Genomic DNA, 19404 nt, shown 5'->3' with positions numbered 1-19404 from the left:
CAAGTTATCTCTCAAGCTATCTAACCATTTTTGAGGTGAGTCAAAGCGCATTAAAATGGACTATAGAGTGTGTATAGTTAAGGGTGAAAGGAGATTACCAATGAACGAGCAACAACGATTAGCAAGTCGACAAGCAAATTCCTCTACGAAAAAAGAAGAGAAAGATTATAGTAAATACTTTGAAAGTGTATACCAACCACCTTCCTTAAAAGACGCGAAAAAACGAGGGAAAGAAGAAGTTAAAATTGAACGGGATTTTGGCTTATCTGAAGAATTTCGCAATTTTGGTACAGGAAGAAAGTTCTATATTCGTACATATGGTTGTCAAATGAATGAGCATGATACGGAAGTAATGGCGGGTATTTTCACCGCACTTGGATATGAGCCAACCTTTTCAACTGAAGATGCAGATGTAGTTTTATTAAATACTTGTGCAATTCGTGAAAATGCTGAAAATAAAGTTTTCGGTGAACTAGGTCATTTAAAGTCATTAAAAAGAAGAAATCCGGACCTTTTAATTGGTGTATGTGGTTGTATGTCTCAAGAAGAATCTGTTGTAAATAAAATTATGCAAAAAAATCAGCATGTAGATATGGTGTTTGGAACGCATAATATTCATAGATTGCCGTATATTCTTAAAGATGCGATGTTCTCGAAGGAGACGGTAGTTGAAGTTTGGTCAAAAGAAGGGGATGTAATTGAAAACCTTCCGAAAGTACGCCGTGGTGATATTAAAGCTTGGGTAAATATTATGTATGGCTGTGATAAGTTCTGTACATATTGTATCGTGCCGTATACACGTGGAAAAGAGCGAAGCAGACGTCCAGAAGACATTATCCAAGAAATTCGTCATTTAGCTGCGAATGGTTATAAAGAAATTACATTACTTGGCCAGAACGTAAATGCATATGGTAAAGACTTTGAAGATTTTGAATACGGTCTTGGCGATTTAATGGACGAACTTCGTAAAGTTGATATTGCCCGTATTCGTTTTACAACGAGCCATCCACGTGATTTCGATGATCACTTAATTGAAGTGCTTGGAAAAGGTGGAAACTTAGTAGAACATATTCACTTACCAGTTCAATCTGGAAGCACAGATATGTTAAAAATTATGGCGCGCAAATATTCACGTGAGCATTATTTAGAACTTGTAAGAAAAATTAAAGAAGCAATTCCAAATGCAGTATTCACAACTGATATTATCGTTGGTTTCCCGAATGAAACAGATGAGCAATTTGAAGAAACGATGTCGTTATATCGTGAAGTAGGATTTGATACTGCCTTTACCTTTATTTATTCTCCGCGCGAAGGTACACCAGCTGCAAAAATGAAAGATAATGTACCGATGGAAGTGAAAAAAGAACGTCTTCAACGCTTAAATACACTAGTAAATACGTTGGCAATTGAAAAGAATAATCGTTACAAAGGTCAAATTGTAGAAGTGTTAGTTGATGGGGAAAGTAAAAATAATCCAGAAGTGCTCGCAGGTTATACTCGTACGAATAAACTTGTAAACTTCGTCGCTTCAAAATCTTTAATTGGTCAGCTTGTGAAAGTAAAAGTAACGGAAGCAAAAACTTGGTCTCTTAACGGGGAATTAGTTGAAGAGCCGATTGAGGTGGAATAATAGATGAAAGCATATTCGAAAGATGAAATTGTTGAACAAGCGAAAGAATTAGCAAAAATGATTTCTGAAACAGAAGAAGTTGATTTCTTTAAGAAAGCAGAGGCGCAAATTCATAAAAATGAAAATGTAAAGCGCGCAATTGATGAAATTAAAGCACTGCAAAAACAAGCAGTAAACTTGCAGCATTACGGGAAATGGGAAGCTTTGAAAAAAGTAGAAGCTGACATTGATGCATTGCAAGATAAGTTGGATAGTATTCCAGTTGTGCAAGAATTTAAATCTTCACAAACATATGTAAATGACTTACTACAGCTAGTTGCAAGTACGATTTCTAACAACGTAACAGATGAAATATTAATTTCAACTAATGGCGATGTATTGAAGGGTGAAACGGGCGCAGCGGTAGAAAGTAAAAAAGGAAATTGTGGTTGTTAAAGAGATGTCGAATTGACATCTCTTTTTTTAATGGGTTAAACGTAAGTTCTTCTCGAAAAAAGAATGACACATTCCGCTATTGTCACGCATATGATTAAGTGAATAGTGATTGAGGAGGGTTACGAATGTCCGAATTTAGAGAGATTATTACAAAAGCAGTGGTTGGAAAAGGACGTAAGTATACAAAGTCAACGCATACATGTGAATCGAATAATGAGCCAACAAGTATTTTAGGGTGCTGGGTAATTAACCACTCGTACGAAGCAAGAAAGAATGGAAAGCATGTGGAAATTGAAGGTTTCTATGATGTGAACACTTGGTATTCATTTGATGGTAATACAAAGACAGAAGTTGTAACAGAACGTGTGAACTACACTGATGAAGTGAGTATTGGGTATCGTGATAAAAACTTTTCTGGTGATGATTTAGAAATTATTGCTCGTGTCATTCAGCCACCAAATTGTTTAGAAGCTCTTGTATCACCAAATGGTAATAAAATTGTTGTAACTGTAGAACGTGAATTTGTAACAGAAGTAGTTGGGGAAACGAAAATTTGTGTAAGTGTAAATCCTGAAGGCTGTGTAGAATCAGACGAGGATTTCCAAGTCGATGATGATGAGTTTGAAGAATTAGATCCGAACTTTATCGTCGATGCAGAAGAAGAGTAATAGAAAGCTAGGGAGAAGTTCTTCCTAGCTTTTTACTTTACATAAGTGATGCTTGAATGAACATGATTCCTTATGAAATGTGCTATAATGAGGAAAGACTCCTGAAATAGGAGATATGGATGTCCGTGAAGTGTGACATATATGAAAATTGATTACTATGTAAGAATTATGGAGGAAAAGTATGACGCAATATACCCCTATGATACAGCAATATTTAAAGGTTAAGGCAGACTATCAAGATGCCTTTTTATTTTTCCGATTAGGTGATTTTTATGAAATGTTCTTTGAAGATGCGGTTAAAGCAGCTCATGAACTTGAAATTACATTAACGAGCCGAGATGGTGGTAGTAGTGATCGTATACCGATGTGCGGTGTGCCGCATCATGCAGCTAAAAATTATATTGAACAACTTGTTGAAAAAGGATATAAAGTAGCTGTTTGTGAGCAAGTGGAAGATCCAAAAACAGCTAAAGGTGTAGTGCGCCGTGAAGTCGTACAACTAATTACGCCAGGAACGATGATGGAAGGGCGTACTATTGATGAGAAAGAAAATAACTTCTTAGCAGCATTAACACATTTTGAAGATGGATCGTATGCTTTAGCTTGTAATGATTTAACGACTGGACAAAATACAGTAACGTTGTTAACAGGTTCAGTAGAAGATATTTTATTAGAAGTGTATGCAACTGGTTCAAAAGAAATTGTTGTAGATTCTACATTTTCAAAAGATGAATTAAATAAATTAACTGCAACATTAAAAATGACGATTTCGTATGAAGATGCAACAACGATTCCGGAAGGGTTAGAACATCTTGTGAAAAACGTTTCGCAAGCAAAGTTAATTAAAGCAGTTGGACGCTTATTTAACTATGTGATAAGAACGCAAAAACGTTCGTTAGACCATTTGCAACCAGTGGAAATTTATTATACGAATCAATTTATGAAAATTGATGTGCATTCAAAGCGAAATTTAGAGCTGACAGAGACACTTCGAACGAAAGAAAAAACAGGATCATTATTATGGCTATTAGATAAAACGAAAACAGCTATGGGTGGTCGTATGTTAAAACAGTGGATGGAACGTCCGCTGATTCAAAAAGAAAAAGTAGAAGAGCGTTTAGAAATGGTTGAAACATTTGTAAATGATTACTTCTTACGTGAAGATTTAAAAGAAAAATTAAAAGAAGTATATGATTTAGAACGTTTAGCAGGGAAAGTTGCATTTGGTAATGTCAATGCACGGGACTTATTACAGTTAAGACGATCTTTACTTCAAGTACCGGCTATTTTAGAAGCGATTAGTTTGTTAGATAATGCTTATGCAGCAAGGTTAATTCAAGGTGCGGATCCATGTGAGAGCTTAACTGAATTACTAGGAAGAAGTATTCAAGAAAACCCACCGCTTTCTATTAAAGATGGAGATATTATTAAAGACGGTTATAATGACAAGCTTGATCAATATCGTTACGTTAGTAAAAACGGGAAAACGTGGATCGCTGAGCTTGAAAAACGAGAGCGTGATATTACAGGAGTTAAATCGTTAAAAATCGGGTACAACCGTATTTTCGGCTACTACATTGAAGTGACGAAGGCGAATCTTGCAGCGCTTCCAGAAGGCCGCTATGAGCGTAAACAAACGCTTGCTAATGCGGAACGTTTCATTACAGATGAATTGAAAGAAAAAGAAACATTAATCTTAGAAGCAGAAGAGAAAATTGTACAATTAGAATACGATTTATTTACAGTGCTTCGTGAAGAAGTCAAAGTATTTATTCCGAAATTACAACATTTAGCGAAAGTAATTAGTGAATTAGACGTACTGCAAAGTTTCGCGACAGTTAGTGAAGAAGAACAGTTTGTAAAACCTGTTTTAACAACTAAGCGTGAAATCTTTATTAAAGATGGTCGTCATCCTGTCGTTGAAAAAGTATTGAACGGGAAATTGTATGTACCGAATGATTGTATTATGCCGGAGAAGATGGATGTCTTTTTAATTACAGGACCGAACATGTCTGGTAAAAGTACGTATATGAGACAATTAGCACTTGTAACTGTTATGTCACAGATTGGTTGTTTCGTACCAGCAACAGAAGCGGTATTACCTGTATTCGATCAAATCTTTACGAGAATTGGTGCAGCGGATGATTTAATTTCGGGTCAAAGTACATTTATGGTCGAAATGTTAGAAGCGAAAAATGCAATTGCAAATGCATCAGAAAGAAGTTTAATTTTATTCGATGAAATTGGACGCGGTACATCTACGTATGATGGTATGGCACTTGCACAAGCAATCATTGAACATATTCATGACCAAATTGGTGCGAAAACGTTATTCTCTACGCATTATCATGAATTGACGGTGCTAGAAGAAAGTTTAGGACAATTGAAGAATGTACACGTTTCAGCTATTGAAGAGAACGGAAAAGTAGTATTCCTTCATAAAATCCAAGATGGAGCAGCTGATAAAAGTTACGGAATTCACGTTGCGCAACTTGCGGAGCTTCCAGATAGCTTAATCGCTCGTGCGAAAGAAGTGTTAGCGCAACTAGAAGGACAAGAAGAAATTATTATTCCAAAGCGTACAGAAGTGAAAGTACAAGAAGTGGCTCCAGAACCAGCTGTTGTAAAAGAAGAACCAGCAGAAATACAAGAGACGAAAGTAGAGACTGAGGAAGAATCGCAATTATCATTCTTTGGTGGAGAACAGTCTTCGAAAAAACAAGACAAGTCAGTTCTAGATGCAAAAGAAACGGCAGTACTTGCGCAAATTAAAAAAATTGATTTACTTGATATGACACCTTTAGAGGCGATGAACGAACTGTATCGCTTGCAGAAAAAGTTAAAGAAAGGATGAGTAAGTAGATGGGGAAAATTCGCAAACTCGATGATCAACTCTCTAACTTAATTGCGGCAGGGGAAGTAGTAGAGCGCCCTGCCTCAGTCGTAAAAGAACTTGTGGAAAATTCTATCGATGCGAATAGTACATCTATTGAAATCCACTTAGAAGAAGCTGGTTTATCAAAAATTCGCATCATTGATAATGGGGATGGCATTGCAGAAGAAGATTGTATCGTCGCTTTTGAACGACATGCGACGAGCAAAATTAAAGATGAAAACGACCTGTTTCGCATTAGAACACTCGGTTTCCGCGGTGAGGCATTGCCGAGTATTGCCTCAGTTAGTGAATTAGAATTAATCACTAGCACAGGTGATGCGCCTGGTACACACCTTATGATTAAAGGTGGAGACATTATAAAGCAGGAGAAAACAGCGAGCCGAAAAGGAACAGATATTACAGTACAAAACTTATTCTTTAATACACCAGCGCGTCTTAAATATATGAAAACCATTCATACAGAGCTTGGGAATATTACAGATATCGTGTATCGTATTGCAATGTCACATCCAGAAGTATCATTAAAGCTGTTTCATAATGAAAAGAAATTGCTTCATACATCAGGAAATGGTGATGTAAGACAAGTACTTGCATCAATTTATAGCATTCAAGTTGCGAAGAAGCTTGTTCCAATTGAAGCTGAATCTTTAGATTTTACAATTAAAGGCTATGTCACATTACCAGAAGTAACGAGAGCATCTCGAAATTATATGTCAACGATCGTAAATGGCCGTTACGTTCGAAATTTCGTATTAATGAAAGCCATTCAGCAAGGATACCATACATTACTGCCAGTCGGACGATATCCAATCGGCTTCTTATCGATTGAAATGGATCCAATGCTTGTTGACGTTAACGTACATCCAGCGAAATTAGAAGTTCGTTTTAGTAAAGAACAAGAATTACTAAAGCTTATCGAAGAAACATTGCAATCGGCATTCAAAAAAATACAGCTCATTCCAGATGCAGGTGTAACAACGAAGAAAAAAGAAAAAGATGAAAGTGTGCAAGAACAGTTTCAGTTTGAGCATGCGAAGCCGAAAGAACCATCTATGCCGGACATCGTTTTACCGACTGGCATGGATGAAAAACGAGAAGAACAACTGGCTGTGAAACAGCCAGCACAACTGTGGCAACCGCCAAAGCAAGAATGGCAACCACCACAGTCGCTCGTAAGAGAAGAACAAAGTTGGCAACCATCTACTAAACCGATAATGGAAGAACCAATTCAAAAAGAGAAATCGTGGAACAGTAACGATGAAGACTTTGAATTAGAGGAATTGGAAGAAGAAGTTCAGGAAATAGAAGAGATTGAAATGAACGGTAATGACTTACCGCCACTTTATCCAATTGGACAAATGCATGGAACATATATTTTCGCTCAAAATGATAAAGGCTTATATATGATTGACCAACATGCCGCGCAGGAACGTATTAATTATGAATACTTCCGGGATAAAGTAGGAAGGGTAGCGCAAGAAGTACAAGAACTGCTTGTACCATACCGTATTGACCTATCTCTTACTGAATTTTTACGTGTCGAAGAGCAACTAGAAGAACTGAAAAAAGTTGGATTATTTTTAGAACAATTCGGTCATCAATCCTTTATCGTCCGCTCGCATCCAACGTGGTTCCCGAAAGGACAAGAAACAGAAATTATCGATGAAATGATGGAACAAGTCGTTAAACTAAAAAAAGTTGATATTAAAAAACTGCGTGAAGAAGCAGCCATCATGATGAGCTGTAAAGCATCCATTAAAGCAAATCAATATTTAACGAACGATCAAATATTTGCTTTACTGGAAGAATTACGTACAACAACAAATCCATACACATGCCCGCACGGAAGACCGATTCTTGTGCATCATTCTACTTATGAGTTGGAGAAGATGTTTAAGAGGGTTATGTAGGGATACTGTTATTTTGGATATGATTTAATAAAAAAGAAGCGATGAAATAAATCGCTTCTTTTTGTTTGCATTTAGTTTAAGAGCTTTTAAAAAATTCTTAATCCTAGCCAAGTATAGAAAAATTATATGAATACATAGTTTCATACATATCGCATTTGAAAAACATTTCCTATCTCTCTATGTTTTTTCATTTTCCTTATAGAATCCTTATAATTGTCATTTACTCTAGAATTACAATATACGAGGAGGAAGTTTAGGATGAATGAGATGATGTTAGAAACAAAGAATCTTTGCAAAACATTTAGAAAGCAAAGTGTAGTACAAAATATTTCGCTTTCTGTACCGAAATATGCAATTTATGGATTGTTAGGTCCTAATGGGGCAGGGAAATCGACAACTTTAAAAATGATAACAGGTATGCTTATACCTACTTCTGGTGAGGTTTATTTTGATGGTCATAAATGGACGCGGCAAGATTTACATTCTATTGGTGCTTTAATTGAGTCTCCGCCACTTTATGAAAATTTAACAGCAAGAGAAAATCTGTTGGTTCGTACGACTGTTTTAGGATTACCTAAATCAAGGATTGATGAAGTATTGCATGTTGTGGAGCTAGAGAATACAGATAGGAAAAAAGCGAGGGAATTCTCTATGGGGATGAAGCAACGATTGGGAATTGCGATTGCATTGCTGAATCATCCGAAGTTTTTAATATTAGATGAACCGATGAATGGACTAGATCCTTTTGGGATTCAGGAATTAAGAAAATTAATCCTTTCCTTTCCCACAAAAGGAATTACTGTCATTTTATCCAGTCATATTTTAAGCGAAGTAAGTCAAATTGCAGATCATGTTGGGATTATCTCAGGCGGTGTATTGGGGTATCAGGGGAAACTGAATAAGGATGATGACCTGGAAGATTTATTTGTACAAGTGGCTGGAAAGTATAGAAGGGAGGCATAAGAAATGAATTTATATATTGCATCTGAAAAAATTAAAATTAAACATACTTTTTTGAGCAAACTTATATGGCTAGTTCCATTTGCCACAATACTAATTGCTTTTTTATTATCGGCGGATTATTTTCAATTATCTAGTTACAATTGGTGGTACATTACGATGCTTCCAGGAATGATTTCTTTAAGTTGTGTACTTCTTGCGGAGAAAGATAAGAAAATGAATAATCGTTCTATCTTATCGTTACCAGTTTCATTAAAACGAGTATGGATTTCTAAAGTATTACTAATTTTAGGGATTTTGAGCTTTTCATGCATACTTTTTTTCTGTGGAATCCAGTTATCTAGTTTACTATTAAATAAGGAGAACTTCCGAATCATTCCTACAGTAAATGCGCTATTAGGAAGCGTTCTTTTAATCGTTACTTTTATGTGGCAAATTCCACTCTGCTTGTTTTTAGGTAACAAAATAGGGCTATTTCCGACGCTTCTGTTGAATATAGGGGCAAATGGAATTTTTGGAGTTGTATTGGCAACAAAAAATATTTGGATGGTTAGTCCATACACATATCCAAGTAGACTTATGATTCCTATTTTAAAAATACTACCAAATGGTCTATATGCAGAAACCGGAAGTGTAACGTTCAAACCAGAACTCCTTTCCTACGATGTAATTTTGCCAGGCGTGGCAATTTCTGTCGTGTTGTTCTTTTTGTTTACTTATATGACGGCAAAATGGTTTGAAAAGCAGGAGGCAAAATAATATGGCGGTTTTGTCGAGGATAGTAAGAGCTGATTTTATAAAAATGAAACATACGATTTTTTTCTGGATACATATAGCGATGCCAATCATCGGTATTGCTCTTTTTTTAAGTTATTATTCCATTTCAAAAGTTGATTCTATAAATAAGGTTTCAGGATATATTCAAGTATTATCGATATCTTTTCCGTTGCTAATTAGCATTGTGTGTTCTTCTGTTGTGGAACAGGAGGCTGTGGCAGGGAATTTTAAAGAACTTTTATCAACGGAATACGGAAGGCGTAAAGCATTTATTAGTAAAGTATGTTTACTTTTAATATGTGGGTTTTGTTCAACTATGTTGGCAGTCGTTGGGTTTGCGGCAGGGTTTCATTCTCTGTTGGGAGAAAATAACTTTCCATTTGCTTTGTATGTTGAAATTTCCTTCATTCTTTTTGGTTGTCAAATCTTTATGTATATATGGCATCTGTTCTTAAATTTTCGCTTTAGTAAAGGTGCTTCCATTGGGATTGGAATTATAGAAAGCTTGCTGGTAGCTTTAATGCTTACAGGGATGGGAGATGTGATTTGGAAATACACGCCATGTGCGTGGAGTGTGAGATTATGCAATTATTTTTTGGAGCACAAATTGAGTCCCGCTTCTATTTATGTCTTACAAGTAGAGGAAAAAATTGGAGCAGTGATTTGCGTTTGTTTCACGATCATTGCATTTGTTATTTCCCTTGTATGGTTTTCCTTTTATGAAGGCCGTAAAGAAATGTAAGTGCATTTGTATTATAATGGAAGTGAGAGGAGGGATTCTATATGGCAAGAATATTAGCAATTGATGATGAAGAAGGCATCCTTTATATTATAAAAAGTGCTTTAGAGAAAGAAGGCCATGAGGTAACTGCCATTAGTAATCCTCTTACTATACCAAAGGAGAAATTTTGTCATTATGATTTAATTCTATTAGATGTCATGATGCCAGAAATAGATGGTTTTACACTTTGTAAGGAAATACGGGATTTGGTTGATAGTCCAATTGTATTTCTAACAGCCAAAACAATGGAGAAGGATCTGATCACAGGGCTTAGTCTGGGTGGAGATGACTATATTACAAAACCTTTTGGAATTGGAGAACTGCGTGCGAGGGTATCCGCACATGTAAGGCGTGAGCATAGAGAAAAGCAAAATGCATTTTTCCTGTCAGGTCTTACATTTCATCTGTCATGTAAAGAAATATGGCATGACGATACATCTATCGCATTTACGAAAAGTGAGTATGGAATTTGCGAATATTTAGCTTTGAATCATGGACAAGTATTTTCAAGAGAAAAGATTTACGAAAATGTTTTTGGTTATGAGGGAGAAAGTGATAACCAAGTAATTGTGGAACATATTAAAAATATCCGTCAAAAATTATGTAAGCATAACATGAATCCAATAGAAACAGTATGGGGAATTGGTTATAAATGGAGAAAGTGAAAAAGCAAGTCAATCTTAGTAAGATTTTAATACAGTATATTTTTGCATTTTCAATAGGGACGATTACATTAGTTACTTTTTTTATGATTCTATTCCAAGTTGGAGTTAACGCAGAGGTAATCTTGCCAGCAAATTATTATGAAAAGCAGATTGAGTCGCAAAGAGATGCTATAGTTAAAGCGGAGCAGGACGATGATCAAATTTTAAAGCAATATAAATATGTTGTGTATGATTTTTCTGGAAACGTTATTCAAGGGAGTATTAATAAAGATTATGCGGGACAAATATGGAATAACATACATAAGGATGAAAAAGGTGATAGTAAGTACTACTATGCAGTTATAGAACGTGATAAAGATATTTGTGTCATTCTATATACGTTACATGCTACTTTTAAAAATCCTTTTTTGAAGAAGTATTTACCAAGTCCGGAAGTTTGTGAAATTGTTCTTTTTATTCTATTATTTGTTGCCGAAGTGATATTTCTATCTCGCTCTTTTGGTAAAACATTGTCAAAGGAAATGCTGATTTTGAGAAATGTAACAGATAAAATTCAAAAGGAAGATTTAGATTTTCAAGTGGAACAATCTAAAATAAAAGAAGTGAATGAAGTATTAACTTCTTTAGTAAAAATGAAAGATGAATTAAATCATTCGTTACGTACACAGTGGAATATGGAAACAAATAGAAGAGAGCAGATTGCTGCTTTGGCACATGACATTAAAACGCCATTAACGATATTGAGAGGGAATGCAGAGCTATTAAATGAATCAATGCTAGATTCAAATCAGAAGAAATGTAATGAGCATATTTTGAAAAGTATTGATGAGATGGAAATATATATGAAATCTTTGCTCGATATTACGAAATGTGAGGAAGGCGCTTCACTTCAATTCAAGCAAACAGATCTCCGCGACTTTATTCGTAATATTATAGAAGAAAGTGCAATTTGTGTTTTAGGCAAACGGTTAAATCTAATTGAAAATGTTCAGGACATACCAAATTTTATTCCTATTGACGAGACCGCTTTGAAAAGAGCAATTATGAATATAATGATGAATGCAATTGAATATTCTCCAACAAAGGGTGACTTGATGTTCTCAGTGGAAATGATTAGTGAAAAACTGCAATTTATTGTAGAGGACTCAGGAAGAGGGTTTACAGAAGAGGAAATGCATTCAGCTACAGAGCAGTTTTATAGAGGAGATAAAAGTAGAAACTCCAAAGATCATCATGGAATGGGGTTATACATTGCTAAAAGCTTTGCAAAGCAACACGGTGGAAACCTTTACTTAAGTAATTCGGAAAAGCTGCACGGTGCAAAAGTTGTTTTGGAAATATCAGCGTAGTAGAGAGGGTACAGATTATAATAAGTCGCTCCTTTTTAATATAATTCTTTTGCAACTACATTTTAAAAATTCATTTATAAACTAGAGATAACCTCAACCTATTTGTACTTTATATGTGCCTTCTCAATTTTTTTGTAAGGAAAGAGGTTTTCAATTTACAGATTTATCAGAATTATGTAAAGTGTAGATAAAACCATAAAACGGGGTGTTCTTTATGTGTACTAGTTTGACATTACAGACAAAAAACGGTCAGCATCTTTTTGCAAGAACGATGGACTTCACATTAGATATGAATCAAGAAGTAATAATCATTCCTCGACATTACCAGTGGAATAATATAACTGGTGAAATTATTAATACGAAACATGCTACGGTCGGAATGGGGATTAATCATCACGGAAGGGTCATTATGGCGGACGGAGTAAATGAAGCTGGTATGACATGTGCAACACTCTATTTTCCAGGATTCGCTGCTTATAGTCAAAGCATAGATGACAACAAAACGAATTTGGCTCCATTTGATTTTGTGACTTGGAGTCTGACACAATTCAATTCTGTCAAAGAGTTAAAGAAATCTGTAGATAGCCTTACCTTTTTGGATATACCATTACCGGATTTAGGACTTACGCCACCACTACATTGGATTTTAGCGGATAAATGGGGAGATTGTATTGTACTGGAGCCGACAAATGAAGGATTAAAAATGTATGATAACCCACTAGGAGTGATGACGAATAGTCCGGAGTTTAATTGGCATTTGCAAAATTTAAGACAATATATAGGCCTTAAATCGCAGCCATTCGCGCCAACTGAGTGGAGTAACTTACCATTAAGTGCTTTTGGTCAGGGCTCAGGCTCAATGGGACTTCCAGGGGATTTCACACCGCCATCAAGGTTTGTGCGAGCAGCATATGGCAAACAAAACATTCAAGGTATAGATAGTGAAGAAGAGGGAGTATCGGCCCTATTTCATATTTTATCAAATTGCGAGGTTCCTAAAGGCGGAGTAATAACAGAAGAAGGTGCATTAGATAATACCATATATACAAGCGTAATGTGTATGGAGTCCGGAACATATTATTATCATACCTACGATTGTAGACAAATTATAGCCATTCATTTATTTCATGAAAATTTAGATACAAATGAGATTAAAGCCTATCCGTTCCAACGGAAACAAAAAATATTTTATGAAAACTAGGTAGCTTTGAAACAATGTTTGGTAAATATAATAGAGCAATAATGCCTATATAATTCTTGGGTACTTCTTTAACTTTGTGATTCACCATAGATCTACTCCTTTCTTCAATGACTCCAACGAGTAAAACTTTGCTGGTAGAAGCATTGGCTAAGGTGCAGTGATGGTGGACTTTATTGCCTAATGTATTTGAATAGTATTATCCTGAATATCTCTAAAAACGCTAAGAAACTTATTTCTTCTAGAAGGCCCATTAAAGTGCTATTAGGTAAAATGAACATGGACGTACTCCATTTATAAATAGTAAAGAACAAAAAAGGTGTGGGAAATATCCATACCTTTTTTGTTTTTCTATTATCTATGTATAAAAAAGCGCTGTATATCAGCACTTTTTAAAAGTACATGAGCTGTATAAAAAGTATAAATTACTTAAAACGTAACTATGCAGCGTCAAAATGAAGAACTATACGCTTATTTATTTTTATTATTATTAATTTTTTCCGTATATAACACTTGTTCTTTATAGTGTTTTTTAATTGGGAAAGTATGTGTACCAGAGCCGTTTTTGAAAGTTTTATTGATGGGGTTTTTTAGCGGGATTGTTGTAGTTTCAGTAAATTCATATGGGTAATTTATTTTAGATTTATCTTCAAACATGAAAATGCCTCCTTTTAGGATTTCCTGAATTCTTTACTATAACATGATATGCATATAGATTTTTTTTGGACTAGTTATTTATATAGGTTAATGGAATTAAATTACGTAACTACTGAAATATTTCAAAGGAAAACAATGTGAGAAATATATGATAATGCTTCTTTTATTTATTAGGGAAGGAAATATTGCATATATATTCGTTATAAATTGTTTTTATAATATGGTTTATATAGATTTTTCCTGATAATATAATGCGGGAGATTATAGTGTTATTAGGTTATTAGGAACATTTAATGCTGTTTCACAACTGAAAGGAAAATGAAAAAAAACTGAAACTTTTCTCATAAAAATTCAATCTAACTTAAAAAATGAAAGGAAAATGAAATTTTCCAAAAGATATTCTTTGTTAAGATAAAAAGCATACATACAAAAAGTATTGACATATCTTAAAAATGTATTTTCAAGATATAGTGGGGGAAAAGATGAGAGTAGAAAAACAATTAATAAAAAAGATGTATTATGAAACATTCCTAATGGAGAATGAAACAAAACCACCTATTGACGTACTTGGAGAAGCTTATGTAAACGAAGAAAGAAATGAGATTTCTGATGGATCTTACATTCGTTTTGCACAAGGTGAATTTTATTATCGCCATCAAGATTTTGAAGCAGCTATTTTTAAATGGGAGAAGGTTAGTAATGAATTAGCACCATGGGCACAAAAAAATATTGCCGATGCTTATTTCGAGCTTAATCAATTACCAGTTGCTGAAAATGTTTATACTTCCATTACTACTGATAATATAATATTGATGACGGAGATTAGATTACAATTACTTTCTCTTTACATAGAGCAAAATAATTTTGACTCTGCTTTCGCTGTTATTAAAGAAGCAGTTTCTTTAAATCCGGATTATCCAAATGTTACAAAAATTGCACGTTCCTTTTATGAGGAGCAGCAAGATTTTGATAGTGCAGTAGAGCTTGCTGTCAATGAGTTAATTCGAACAGAATCTTATCCGTGGTTTGAGGTTTTAAAAGGATATATCGATAAAAGATTTACTAAACATATTTCACCAGATTATTTTTATGAAGTATTAGTTACGTTAAATAATGTAGATCAAGTACAATTTACGCAAATGGTTTCATCACTTTGGAATAGTTATAAAAACGAACAAAATTACTTATCATGGCTTAACACAATAAATGAATTTTTCTTACATATTGAAATACATTCGTCCGATATATGGGACAAAATTTCTTCTCTTTACGAAGGAACGTACTTTGAATTAATTCAAGGTCAATATAAGCTTAAACAATTACACGACATCATTCCAAACTTGTTAACAAATTGGTTAAAGGTAGTCAATCCATCTTATGCTGTATTTCCATCTGCAGCTGTGTTGGCATGGGATGAGATTTTCCCTTCTAAAATAGATGCAGCAAATATAAAACATGCTGAAAACCTGTTGTTATATTCTATTAATCATGTGAACGGCTTAGAGTATAGTTTGAATCTTTTTGAATCTATTACAGAGTGGGCACAAAAGCATAATATAGAAATGGGTCACCGATTTAGATGGTTAGTTGGCGAGCTCGCAGATTTAAGCACAAATCGCATTTTAGTAACGGGAACTTCAGGAAACGGAAAAACTACATTTATTAACTCTATATTAGGAGAAAATATATTAGAAAAATCAATTTCAAATGTAGTAGTTTTAAAAAATGATGCGCATACAGAAATTAACGCCATAACAGACTCTACAATTACAACAACGGAAGATGTCTCTGATTACTATAATATGATGTCTCAGCACCATCAAACATATAGAGATAGAGCGTGTGTTGAATTTAAATTACCATGCAGATTTTTAAGTGAAAATAAACTTACATTTGTAGTTACACCTGGCTTTAATAGAAATAACGATACTAGGGATGAGATATTCGAATATTTAAATTCTGTAGACGAATTACTATTCGTATTAAATGCGGATTCACCTTTTACTGACAAAGAACGTGATATTCTATTAAGCATTCAAGAACATACACCAAATTTACAAATCCATTTCTTATTAAATAAAATCGATAACATATACAGTGATGCAGAAGTGAAAAGAGTATTACATGATACGCAAGCGAGAATAAACACATATTTCCCGCATGCGAGAATTTTCCCTTACTCTTCGCTATATACAAGTAGTCAACAATTAAATGATTTAACTGAGTTTATTCATTTTAACTGTAATCATAAAAATATCGATGCAGAACGTACGGAAAAGCTATTGTTTTTCATTCGAAAAACAATTACATATCTTTTGGATAAACGCGTTGAGAAAGAAAATAATCTAGTGGATGCGATTAATTGGAACGAAGATATGCTAGTGAAACTAAATGGTAGTATTAATAATCTTACTGCTTTTGAGAAGGAAAAAATTCATTTCATTACAAAATCATATCGTACAATGAAAACTGAAATTATGAATGACCTTACTGAAAATATTCCGAAGATATTACAGAGTTGTTCGGATTTAATTAGTGAAGAAAGCGATTTCGGGCACATTGATACGGAACTAAATAAAGCGATGAATGAAAGAGTACATAAATATTTAGAGCAAACTGTATTACCTAATTTTGCTCTTTCTATGCAAAATTGGATTGCGATTTCTAATAATGAGCTCCTTCAAAGTCAATCGTACTTAGAAGAACTTAGTGAAGGGCTTAATTCTTTATTTGGAGAAAATCGAATACAGTTAGAATGTGATTTTAAAGTGCTTGATGACTGGCGCAGAGATACTGACAGAATGACGACTAGAATACAAATGGATGAAGTAAATATTTTACGTCGCTTTACGCCAGCGCAATTTTTACTGAAAAGTGCCGGTAAATTATTTGGAGTTCTTCCTAAAAACAAAGGTATGCTATATAACAAATACAAACAGTATGTAGAAAATGAAGATTATACCGAGGTAACGGCTTCTATTATGAAGAAATTTTTCTTGCAATTTGAGCTATTTGAAAACACGCAAGAGCGGGATATTAACATATTCTTTAGAAATCCATTTAACTCCTTGAAACAAGCTGTAGAAAACACTCATTTAGAAATACAAGAAAAACAAGAGATGTTACATAAGATGAAATCACAACCTGAAGTTTATCAAGATTCTATCATGCTCTTTGAATTGAGATTACGTCAATGTGAAGTAATTTTAAATATAGGTGATGATCATACCTATACAGATGTAACTTTAGAAACAAGCGTAGAATAAAAGTAAAATATACGAGGTTTTTATATGACATTGCATCATATGTTATAAGAGAGTGAAAGGGAGCAACTGTAATAAGTTGCTCCCTTTTCGTATTTAGATTATTTTTCAGTCTCTTTAATTTTAGTTTGTACTTTGCCAGTTTTAATTTTATTACTTTCTGAGAAACGTAATAAATCGCCTTCAATAATTTTGTCGGACATTCGTAATTCATTTTGTGCACGGTTAATGAGTGCTTGTGCTTCTTTTTTTTGTAAATCTACAATTTCACCTGTTATGCGGTCATAGAAAGTATTGTTTGTGTATGCATACTTGTCTGTAATAAAGCTACCATCACGTAAAACGACAAAACCGGTATATTCATCTGAAAACATATCATGACCAAAACGGATATCGTTCGTAGTATCAATCCCTAATAAATTTAGAATAGTAGGTTTCATATCGATTTGTCCCGTAGGCTTTGAAATCGTTTGACCTTCTGTTTGGCCAGGTACATGAATATATAAAGGTGTGCGTTGTAAATTTAAAGTATCAAATTCTGTTATTTGATCTTTTTCTAAAAACTGTGCCATTGCACGATTATGTTTTTCAGAAATACCATAATGATCACCATACAACACAATAATAGAATCATCATACATTCCTTCGGCTTTTAAACGCTCAATAAACTTTTTAATTGATTCGTCTAAGTAACGTGCTGTTACGATATAACGATCAAATACGCCATTACCAGAGTTATATGGTTCAATGAATTTTGTATCTTCATCATACGTAAATGGATAATGGTTCGTTAACGTAAGGAAACGAGCGTAAAATGGTTGATCAACAGTTTTTAATATATCTACTGATTGATCGAAGTATTCGATATCTTTTAATCCCCAATTTAAATTTGTTTCGGGTGTAATTTTGTAATCAAGTTCGTTATAGTAACGATCATAACCAAGAGCGGAGTACATAATATTACGATTCCAAAATGTTGCGTTATTCGCATGGAATACAGAAGTGAAATAACCTTGCTGACGTAAAATTTCTGGAGTCGCAGTATAATCATTGTTACCGTGTGTGAAAAATACAGCTCCTCGATTTAATGGATACAATGACGTATCGATTAGAAATTCAGAATCGGATGTTTTTCCTTGCCCAGTTTGGTGGAAAAAGTTATCGAAGTAATAGCTTTCATTTATGAATTCATTCAAGAATGGTGTAACTTCTTGACCGTTAACTGATGCGCCTATTAAAAAGGTTTGTAGGGATTCAAGAGTGACAACAATTACGTTTTTTCCTTTTGCTGCACCAAACATGTTAGGGTTTGGCTCACTTTGGTTTGCCTTTACGTAGTTTTCAGTTTCTTGTAATTTACTACTATCAGCAAGTGCTTTTTGTGATCCTGCTTTTACTTGTAGTGTTAAATCATATACTTGATGAGTGTATAGTCCCAAATTTTTAACAAGCATGACTCGGTCGAATGATCTCGTTAATAGTTCAGGTCGTTCTTTTTCTGCAAGGTGTAGATTCGCAAAAAATACACCAAACGTTAAGAGAAAATATAGCAAGCGTGCCGGATGAGTTACACGTCCTGTTTGGAAGACTAGTGCCTTCTTCTTTAACAAAATAAAGAAGAAAATAATGTCTACGAAAGCGAGTATAATTTTATAGTTCAATATTTCTATAATACTGCCGCCTAATTGGCCAAAGTTTGATGTTTGTCCAAGTACTGGTAACGTAACGAAATCACTATAAAAATCATAGAACATTACATTCCCAACAAGTATGATTGTTAATAAGAGATTAATACATAGCGCTATATAATTTCGCTTTTCACCGGTTGCAAATAATGCTAATCCGACAAAAGCTAATGATGCAGCGAGAGGGCTAATAAACAAAATAAGCTCTTGCGTTGAAGACTCAATTTTTAAATCAAAACTGAATCTTGTAATAAGATATGTTTTTAACCATACTGCTAAAGCAATTATTAAAACAAAGCTTATATTTTGCATTTGTAAATTGATTTTATTTTTCATTTTTACACCTTCTTTATACAATTTATTTAACTTGTGTTATATATTATATTTTCATAACTATTAGAGTGTAATGTACCATTTAATGGTTTCTAAAGGTAACAATATGAAGTATTCATATACGTACAATGAGGAATTTTAAAGCGCAAATCTATTTTGGGAAACAGAACAGAAAAAGTCATAGTTGTAGTAAAAAA

General features: G+C 34.1%; 14 protein-coding genes. 12 read left to right on the top strand and 2 right to left on the bottom strand.

Going from position 1 to position 19404, the window contains the following annotated elements; translation table 11 throughout:
* The first annotated feature begins 100 nt into the window (after nt 1-100).
* The 11 genes from miaB (at nt 101) to ACLBWW_RS00345 (ending at nt 13272) form a co-directional block, all read left to right on the top strand.
* Nucleotides 101-1630 carry a tRNA (N6-isopentenyl adenosine(37)-C2)-methylthiotransferase MiaB gene (miaB, locus tag ACLBWW_RS00395; protein ID WP_087985036.1) on the top strand — a complete coding sequence of 510 codons (1530 nt, stop codon included), beginning with the start codon at nt 101-103 and terminating at the stop codon, nt 1628-1630.
* 3 nt (nt 1631-1633) lie between these two features.
* Nucleotides 1634-2065, top strand: a complete 432-nt coding sequence (locus ACLBWW_RS00390; RefSeq protein ID WP_000649386.1) for a RicAFT regulatory complex protein RicA family protein — start codon at nt 1634-1636, stop codon at nt 2063-2065.
* 125 nt (nt 2066-2190) lie between these two features.
* A complete protein-coding gene (cotE, locus tag ACLBWW_RS00385; RefSeq protein ID WP_001288802.1) occupies nt 2191-2733 on the top strand; it encodes an outer spore coat protein CotE in 543 nt (180 codons plus the stop codon).
* A 181-nt stretch (nt 2734-2914) separates the two neighbouring features.
* Complete coding sequence (gene mutS, locus ACLBWW_RS00380) at nt 2915-5587, top strand: DNA mismatch repair protein MutS (protein ID WP_048545947.1); 2673 nt, start codon at nt 2915-2917, stop codon at nt 5585-5587.
* A gap of 8 nt (nt 5588-5595) precedes the next feature.
* Entirely contained in the window at nt 5596-7539 is a 1944-nt protein-coding gene (gene mutL, locus ACLBWW_RS00375; RefSeq protein WP_046957389.1) for a DNA mismatch repair endonuclease MutL, read from the top strand.
* Between the two features lie 258 nt (nt 7540-7797).
* Nucleotides 7798-8502, top strand: coding sequence for a lantibiotic protection ABC transporter ATP-binding protein (locus ACLBWW_RS00370; protein WP_048545945.1), 705 nt, complete (start codon nt 7798-7800; stop codon nt 8500-8502).
* Between the two features lie 3 nt (nt 8503-8505).
* Complete coding sequence (locus ACLBWW_RS00365; protein WP_098124174.1) at nt 8506-9258, top strand: lantibiotic immunity ABC transporter MutE/EpiE family permease subunit; 753 nt, start codon at nt 8506-8508, stop codon at nt 9256-9258.
* 1 nt (nt 9259) lies between these two features.
* Complete coding sequence (locus ACLBWW_RS00360; RefSeq protein WP_048545942.1) at nt 9260-10018, top strand: lantibiotic immunity ABC transporter MutG family permease subunit; 759 nt, start codon at nt 9260-9262, stop codon at nt 10016-10018.
* Nucleotides 10019-10059: 41 nt separating this feature from the next.
* A complete protein-coding gene (locus ACLBWW_RS00355; protein WP_048545941.1) occupies nt 10060-10722 on the top strand; it encodes a response regulator transcription factor in 663 nt (220 codons plus the stop codon).
* Nucleotides 10710-12071 (top strand): sensor histidine kinase, encoded by a 1362-nt coding sequence (locus tag ACLBWW_RS00350; RefSeq protein ID WP_447613886.1) that lies wholly within the window; start codon nt 10710-10712, stop codon nt 12069-12071. The genes ACLBWW_RS00355 and ACLBWW_RS00350 overlap by 13 nt, the downstream gene beginning before the upstream one ends.
* Nucleotides 12072-12285: 214 nt before the next feature.
* Nucleotides 12286-13272: a choloylglycine hydrolase family protein gene (locus ACLBWW_RS00345; protein WP_048545938.1), complete on the top strand. Its 987-nt coding sequence runs from the start codon at nt 12286-12288 to the stop codon at nt 13270-13272.
* 468 nt (nt 13273-13740) lie between these two features.
* Here the strand turns inward: ACLBWW_RS00345 and ACLBWW_RS00340 are convergent, their stop codons facing one another.
* Entirely contained in the window at nt 13741-13926 is a 186-nt protein-coding gene (locus ACLBWW_RS00340) for a hypothetical protein (protein ID WP_000461129.1), read from the bottom strand.
* 482 nt (nt 13927-14408) lie between these two features.
* Between ACLBWW_RS00340 and ACLBWW_RS00335 the strand changes: the two genes are divergently transcribed.
* Nucleotides 14409-17192, top strand: coding sequence for a dynamin family protein (locus tag ACLBWW_RS00335; protein WP_048545936.1), 2784 nt, complete (start codon nt 14409-14411; stop codon nt 17190-17192).
* A gap of 98 nt (nt 17193-17290) precedes the next feature.
* Here ACLBWW_RS00335 and ACLBWW_RS00330 read toward each other — a convergent pair whose 3' ends face one another.
* Complete coding sequence (locus tag ACLBWW_RS00330) at nt 17291-19210, bottom strand: LTA synthase family protein (protein ID WP_447613885.1); 1920 nt, start codon at nt 19208-19210, stop codon at nt 17291-17293.
* Nucleotides 19211-19404: the final 194 nt, after the last annotated feature.

The sequence above is a fragment of the Bacillus sp. M5A3_1b genome (assembly GCF_053345335.1).
This window is presented reverse-complemented; position numbering and strand designations above follow the sequence as displayed.